Source organism: Achromobacter ruhlandii (genome assembly GCF_902859695.1).
GTDB lineage: Bacteria > Pseudomonadota > Gammaproteobacteria > Burkholderiales > Burkholderiaceae_B > Achromobacter > Achromobacter ruhlandii.
The window spans coordinates 22,257-29,153 of the sequence record NZ_CADIJL010000047.1 but is presented as its reverse complement, the minus strand read 5'-3'; the positions used below and the strand labels follow the sequence as shown (position 1 = coordinate 29,153).

The 6,897-nt window shown below is 66.6% G+C and carries 9 protein-coding genes; all 9 read right to left on the bottom strand.

What is annotated here, in order from left to right; translation table 11 throughout:
* A partial coding sequence (locus HV742_RS29905) for a 4Fe-4S binding protein (protein ID WP_175147106.1) occupies positions 1-486 on the bottom strand: 486 nt, incomplete at its 3' end.
* A gap of 10 nt (positions 487-496) precedes the next feature.
* Positions 497-1,450, bottom strand: coding sequence for a cytochrome-c oxidase, cbb3-type subunit III (gene ccoP / locus HV742_RS29900; protein WP_175147105.1), 954 nt, complete (start codon positions 1,448-1,450; stop codon positions 497-499).
* Positions 1,447-1,623, bottom strand: a complete 177-nt coding sequence (locus HV742_RS29895) for a cbb3-type cytochrome oxidase subunit 3 (RefSeq protein WP_175147109.1) — start codon at positions 1,621-1,623, stop codon at positions 1,447-1,449. Before HV742_RS29895 ends, ccoP begins: the two co-directional genes overlap by 4 nt.
* Positions 1,623-2,366, bottom strand: a complete 744-nt coding sequence (gene ccoO / locus HV742_RS29890; RefSeq protein ID WP_175147104.1) for a cytochrome-c oxidase, cbb3-type subunit II — start codon at positions 2,364-2,366, stop codon at positions 1,623-1,625. The genes HV742_RS29895 and ccoO overlap by 1 nt, the downstream gene beginning before the upstream one ends.
* 10 nt (positions 2,367-2,376) lie before the next feature.
* Complete coding sequence (ccoN, locus tag HV742_RS29885; protein WP_175147103.1) at positions 2,377-3,843, bottom strand: cytochrome-c oxidase, cbb3-type subunit I; 1,467 nt, start codon at positions 3,841-3,843, stop codon at positions 2,377-2,379.
* A gap of 75 nt (positions 3,844-3,918) precedes the next feature.
* A complete protein-coding gene (gene ccoS / locus HV742_RS29880) occupies positions 3,919-4,080 on the bottom strand; it encodes a cbb3-type cytochrome oxidase assembly protein CcoS (RefSeq protein ID WP_045953287.1) in 162 nt (53 codons plus the stop codon).
* Positions 4,077-5,051: a P-type ATPase actuator domain-containing protein gene (locus tag HV742_RS29875; RefSeq protein ID WP_175147102.1), complete on the bottom strand. Its 975-nt coding sequence runs from the start codon at positions 5,049-5,051 to the stop codon at positions 4,077-4,079. Before HV742_RS29875 ends, ccoS begins: the two co-directional genes overlap by 4 nt.
* A gap of 52 nt (positions 5,052-5,103) precedes the next feature.
* Positions 5,104-6,141, bottom strand: coding sequence for a c-type cytochrome (locus tag HV742_RS29870; RefSeq protein WP_175147101.1), 1,038 nt, complete (start codon positions 6,139-6,141; stop codon positions 5,104-5,106).
* A complete protein-coding gene (locus HV742_RS29865; protein ID WP_175147100.1) occupies positions 6,138-6,863 on the bottom strand; it encodes a c-type cytochrome in 726 nt (241 codons plus the stop codon). The genes HV742_RS29870 and HV742_RS29865 overlap by 4 nt, the downstream gene beginning before the upstream one ends.
* Positions 6,864-6,897 lie beyond the last annotated feature (34 nt).

The window sequence follows — 6,897 nt, the reverse complement described above, 5'->3', positions numbered from 1 at the left end:
TTCATCCAGGCGGATGCGGGCGACGCGGTCGCCTTCGACCTTGCGCTCGATCCACATGAAGATCTCGGTGTAGACCGTCTGCGGACAGGCGTAGCCGCAGAACAGCCGCCCGGCCACCGCGGTGAACAGGAACAGCGCCAGCGCCGAGATCACCAGCAGCACCGCCAGGTAGACCACGTCCTGCGGCCACAGCACCAAGCCGAACAGGTAGAACTTGCGCGCGCCCAGGTCGAACAGCACCGCCTGGCGGCCGTTCCATTGCAGCCACGGCAGGCCGTAGAAGATCAGTTGGGTGAGGAACACGAAGGCGATGCGCCAGCGCGCGAAGATGCCGCTGACCGAGCGCGGATAGATCTTGCCGCGCACGCCGGCCAGGGTCTGCTCCAGCGTTTCCTGGCCCGGACGCGGCGGCCGCACGTGCGGCCGCCAGGGTGGCGGGTCGCCGCCAGGCGGACTGCTGACGCTTGAGGTTGACCCATCATCCATGGGGCGAGGCCTAGTCGGCCGGGCCGGCCGGCGGGGCCGGCCGCGCCTGCGCGTCGGGCTTGTTCGACAGGCCCCAGACCCAGGCCGTCAGGAGCTTGATCTGCACCGGCGTCAGGATGTCGCCGTGCGCCGGCATGTGATTTTCGCGCCCATCCAGGATGGTCTTGACGATGGACGCTTCCGAACTGCCGTAAAGCCAGACTTCGTCGGTCAGATTCGGCGCGCCCAGGACCTGGTTGCCCTTGCCATCGACACCGTGACAGGCAATGCAGTAGGTCTGATAGCCGCGCTGGCCACGCAATACCCGCTCCGGATCCGCGTCCAGCCCCGACAGCGACCGCACGTATTGCGCGATGTCGCCGGCAGCCTTGGGGGCGATGGCGGCTTTCCAGGCCGGCATCACGCCGACGCGGCCATAAGTGATGGTCTGCATGATGGTGTCGGGCGAGCCGCCATACAGCCAGTCCTTGTCGGCCAGGTTGGGAAAGCTGGGCCCGCCCTTGGCGTCGGAACCGTGGCATTGCGCGCAGGTGTTCAGGAACAGGCGCTGGCCGATCTCCCGGGCGCCCGGGTCCGCGGCGATCTGCGGCACGGTCATGGTCTCGAAGCGCGCGTAGATCGGGCGCACGGCCTCGGCCATCCTGGCCTGCTGCCGCGCCACTTCGTCGGCGCTGCTGTAGCCCAGCAGGCCTTGGTATGTTCCCAGGCCCGGCATCAAGAACAGGTAGCCCAGCGCGACCGCGCACGCCAACAAGAACATCCAGGTCCACCAGCCCGGCACCGGGTTGTTCAGTTCGGTCAGGTCGCCATCCCAGACATGGCCGGTGTCGTCCGCCTGGCCGCCGGCCGGCTTGGCGCCGAGCCAGCGGCGTTGCGAGTACAGCAGCGTCACGCAGAACACCACGCCGCCGACCGCGACGATGGAGATGAAGTAGCCCCAGAAGCCGCTGACGAAATCGCTCATGGCCGATCCGCTCCGTCTTGTTGTGCCGGCCCGAATTCATCGGGCAGCGCGAACGGCAGCATCGCCGATTCGTTGTTGGCGCCCTGGCGGCCGCGCGAGCAGGCCCACCAGACGATGCCGAGGAAGGTTGCCATCGAGATCGCGGTGACGATTGCGCTTACGTAGGCCATGATCAACCTCCCGAGGCGGCGGGCTGCGCCGCCTGCCTGGCTTCTTCGGCCTTCTTGGCCTCTTCCGCCTTCCTGGATTCCTCGGCCTTCCTGGCATCTTCCGCCTTCCTGGCCTGCTGCGCCTTGCGCACGCCTACGCCTAGCCCTTGCAGGTAGGCTACCAGCGCGTCCTCTTCGGTCTTGCCTTCGATGGCCTTGGGCGCGGCGGCGATCTCTTCGTCGGTATACGGTACGCCCAGGGCCCGCAGCGCGCGCATGCGCTGCTCGACGTTCTGGCCGGTGATCACCGTCTTTTCCAGCCATGGATAGGCCGGCATGTTGGACTCGGGCACCACCAGGCGCGGGTTGCGAAGGTGGATGCGATGCCACTCGTCGGAGTAGCGTTCGCCCACGCGCGCCAGATCCGGGCCGGTGCGCTTGGAACCCCACAGGAAGGGATGGTCGTACATGGACTCCGCGGCCAGCGAGTAGGGGCCGTAACGTTGCACTTCGGCCGCCAATACACGAATCTGCTGTGAGTGGCAGCCCACACAGCCTTCGCGGATGTAGACGTCGCGCCCCATCAGGCGCAGCGGGCTGTAGGGTTCGACCCCCGCCACCGGCTGCGTGGTGCTGTGTTGGAAAAACAGCGGCACGATCTGCACCAGCCCGGCGAAGGACACCACCAGGATGCTGGCGATGATCATCCAGCCGATGTTCTTTTCGAGCGTCTGGTGGGAGAAAAATCCTTGTTGCTTGTCGGCCATGATGTCCTCGTCAAGCGGTGGCCGGCGCGCCGACGGCGTGGGCGGTGTCCGGCGGAATGGCGGGGTTGACCGCCTTCGCGCCGCTCACCGTCTTCCATACGTTCCAGGCCATGATCCAGATACCCGACAAGTAGAGCGTGCCGCCCAGCAGCCGGATCAGGTAATACGGCACCCGGGTCTTGAGCTCTTCGACGAAGCTGTACACCAGCGTGCCGTCGGCCGCCGTGTCGCGCCACATCAGGCCCTGCTGCACCCCGGCGATCCACATCGCGGCGATGTACAGCACCACGCCGATGGTGGCGATCCAGAAGTGCAGTTCGATAGCCTTGACGCTGTACATCTTTTCGCGGCCATACAGGCGCGGGATCAGGTAGTAGAGCGAGCCAAACGAGATCATCGCGACCCAGCCCAGCGCGCCCGAGTGCACGTGGCCGATGGTCCAGTCGGTGTAGTGCGACAGCGCGTTCACGGTGCGGATCGCCATCATCGAGCCTTCGAACGTGGCCATGCCGTAGAACGACAGCGCGGTCACCATGAACTTCAGGATCGGATCGGTGCGCAGCTTGTACCAGGCGCCCTGCAGCGTCATGATGCCGTTGATCATGCCGCCCCACGACGGCGCCAGCAGAATCAGCGAGAACGTCATGCCCAGCGACTGGGTCCAGTCGGGCAGCGAGGTGTACAGCAGGTGGTGCGGACCGGCCCACATGTAGGTGAAGGCCAGCGCCCAGAAGTGGACGATGGACAGGCGGTACGAATAGATCGGACGGCCGGCCTGCTTGGGAACGAAGTAATACATCATGCCCAGGAAGCTGGTGGTCAGGAAGAAGCCGACCGCGTTGTGGCCGTACCACCACTGCACCATGGCGTCCTGCACGCCGGCGTAGGCCGAGTAGGACTTCCACAGCGTCACCGGCATCTCGATGTTATTGAAGATGTGCAGGATGGCGATGGTGAGGATGTACGAGCCGAAGAACCAGTTGGCCACGTAGATGTGCTTGGCGCGGCGCTTGATGATGGTGCCGAAGAACACGATGGCATAGGCCACCCAGACCAGCGTGATCAGGATGTCGATGGGCCATTCGAGTTCGGCGTATTCCTTGCTGCTGGTGTAGCCCAGCGGCAAGGTGATGACAGCGCCGACGATGACGACCTGCCAGCCCCAGAACGTGAAGGCGGCCAGCCAGTCACAGAAAAGGCGGGCCTGACAGGTGCGCTGGACCACGTAGTACGAGGTCGCGAACAGCGCGCTGCCGCCGAAGGCGAAGATCACGGCGTTGGTGTGCAGCGGACGCAGGCGGCCGTAGCTGAGCCAGGCGGTGTCGAAATTCAACTGAGGCCAGATCAGCTGCGCGGCGAGAAAAACGCCCACGGTCATGCCGACGATGCCCCAGAACACGGTGACCAATGCGAACTGCCGGACGATACGGTAGTTGAAGGTGTCGGACTTGCTCGCGATGGCGGTGTAATGGTCCATTACCGCCCCTTTTTCAAAACAACAGCCTCCAGTTTCAATGATGAGGGTCGATATGAATATGGGATTCGATCCGAATCATCCGCGAACCGTCGGTCCGCTGTCGTCGTCGCGCAGGATGGCGGCGCCGGCGTTGTCGGTATCGTCATATTGGCCATTGAAAACGGCCCACCACAATGACACGCCGATGACCAGCACGAACAGCAGGGACAGCGGCAGCAGCAGGTAGAGAATGATCATGGGGCGGACCCCGGCGCTTCGGCGCATGCCAGATCAGCGGACCAATCGCGGCGGGCCCACCGCCACGCGTTGCATGCCACCGCCAACGACGACACCAGCATGGCGATCGCCGCCAGCCAGGGCGTGACCCAGCCGACCAGCGCCAGCGGCGTCATCAACAGATGCCAGGCCAGCGAGCCATGCAGGCTCTGGCGCGCCTTGCGCTGCGCCTGGGCCAGCAGCGTGTCCAGCGCCGCGTCGGACATCGACGGATGGGCCGCCAGCGCCGAATGGGCCGACGCCATGGCGGTGGGCACCGCCATCGACATGGCGCAGGGACAACTCATCACCAGCAGCGCCACCATGACGGGAAGGCTGCGGGTCGGATCGATATAGGCCCAGGCGGCCGCCGCGGCCAGCGCCAGCGCCACCTGCGCCATGACGAAGCGCGAAGCCAGCCGGTCGGCGCCGGCGCCCAGCAGTTGGCGTTGCGCCTCGACCCGGGCGTGGCGCTGACCGCCGGCGCTGCCGCCGAACGACTGGCGCGCGCACAGTTCCAGGTAGCGCGCCGTCAGCAGGAAGGCCACGAACATGGTGACCGAATCGAAATAGACCTCGCCGTGGCCGGTGTAGGTGGCGTGCACGCTGGGAATGAAGGCGGCGACGATGCCCAGCGCCACCGGCACGTCCATGCCGGCGCGGCCCTGGCGCAGGTTGGCGCCGGCGTGGCGCCAGATCGGCCAGGCCGAATACAGCACCACCGGCACCGTCAGGGCCAGGCTGGCCCAGTTCATCAGCACGATGGCCCAGTCGAGCGTATCAAGGGCGTCCTTGGGGATGCCCTCGTGGCGCAGATAGCCCGGCCAGGCGAACATCATCACCTGCATCATCGCCAGCCACGCCAGCGACAGACGCAGCAACGCGTGCCGGCGCAGCTGCCGATCGGCGTCGGACAGGCTCGGGGGCTGCGCGAAAATCGATCGGTGCCGCATGGCGTGACGGTTTGGTTCGCAAGCCGTCGTCATGGGCCGATGAAATCCGGCCTCAGCGCCCGGCGCCCTGCGCCAGCCTGCCTCCGGACGGCGGCGCCTCGCTGCCAAGCAGGTGGCCATTGATTTCGAGGCCGTACAGCGAATCCTCGGAATCGTGGTATTTGGCGCGGGTCTTGGCCACGGATTCGGTGTAGCGCGGATCTTGCGGACGTTCGTGCGCGTTCATGAAGTAGGCCACGTCCCAGGCTTCCTGGTCGCTCAGCAGGCCGCCGCGGCCCAATGGCATGTTGGCCTTGATGAAGCCGGCGGCGTTCTTGATCTGATGCATGCCGGCGCCCCAGTTGAAGGAATCGGGCCCCCACAAGGCCGGGAAGACCCAGTGTTCGCCATTCTTCTGACCCTGGCCTTCGTCGCCATGGCAGACGGCGCAGTTCCGGGCGTAGACCTGGCTGCCCCGCAGGTAGTCGGCCTTCTGCGGCGGCGCCGCCAGCTTCGGATAGCCGTGGCCCTTGAGCGGCACGCCGGTGGGCGCCTTGTCGGCGAGCCAGAACATGTAGGTCTGCAGGGCGACCAGGACCGGATCGTCGGCCGCGGGTGGCTTGCCGTTCATGCTGAAACGGAAACAACCCTGCAATCGTTCGGCGAGCGTATTGACGTGGCCGTTCTTGGCGCGATAGGCCGGATACATCACGTAGGCTGCCCACATGGGCGCGGCGTCGGGGCGGCGGCCGGCGTCCAGGTGGCAGCTGGAGCAATTCAGGTTGTTGCCCGCGAACTGGGGAGCGTTCTGCGGCGTATGTAGGAAGATCTGCTCGCCTTGGCGCACGGTCTTGCCGAATGCCGTGTCCGGCAGTGAGGCGGCCGATGGCGGCGTGAAAGCGGGGCGGGTATCGGGCCGCGGCGCGGCGGCCGCAGGACCAAGGATTGACGTCCGATCGGCGGGCGCATCGGCTGGCGGGCGAGGAGGGGCCGTCGTGGGAAACGTCGGGCGCCCGTTGCGAATCGCGGTGGCCAGGACGATCGCGCTGATGACCAGCAGCGCAAGGACGGCAACCTGCAGCGGGCGCAGACGGGAGGAGGGCGGGATCATGGCTTGGCCTTCGCGGCGGTGCCGGCTTGCGTGGCGAGCGGGTCGGCGGTCCTGGGCAGGCCGGCGTAGTAGGCGGACACCGCGGTGATCTCGGCGTCTGTCAGGCGCGCGGCGACCGCCGCCATCAAGCCCAGCGGGCCGGGCGGACGTTGGTTTTCACGCCAGAGGCGCAACTGTTCGGCGAGGTAGGCGGCGGGCTGGCCCGCCAGGCTTGGGAAATGATCGCCCACCCCGATGCCGCCGGGGCCGTGGCACTGGTTGCAGGCGGGTATGTTCCTGTCCCAGGCGCCACGAATGGCGAGCCAGGCGCCCACGTCGGCGGGCTTGGGAGACTGCAGCGCCGTGGCGGCCAGGCGGTCGGTGTCCAGGGGGGAGGGCAGCGCGGCGTAGAACTGCGCCATGGCCTCGCGTTGCGCCGGTTCCAGTGTCTTGGCGATGGCTGTCATGACGGGACTGACGCGCGAGCCGTTGGCGATGGCCTCAAGCTGTTCCTGCAGATAGGCCGCGCCAGCGCCTGCCAATCGCGGAAAGCCGGAGACCGGATTGCCTTCTCCGTGGGCGCCGTGGCAGAGCATACAGGCGGGCGCGCCGTTGGCGCCCTGGGTGCTGATGAGCAGTGCGTCAGGCGCGCCATGAACCGTGCCGGGCACTACGGAAAACACACTGGCGAAGAAGATCGCCACGCTCGCCCATCGGGCGCCGGGCAGAAGGCGGGAGGACATGAGGAGGAACGCTGCCGAAGATTTTGGCTCGACT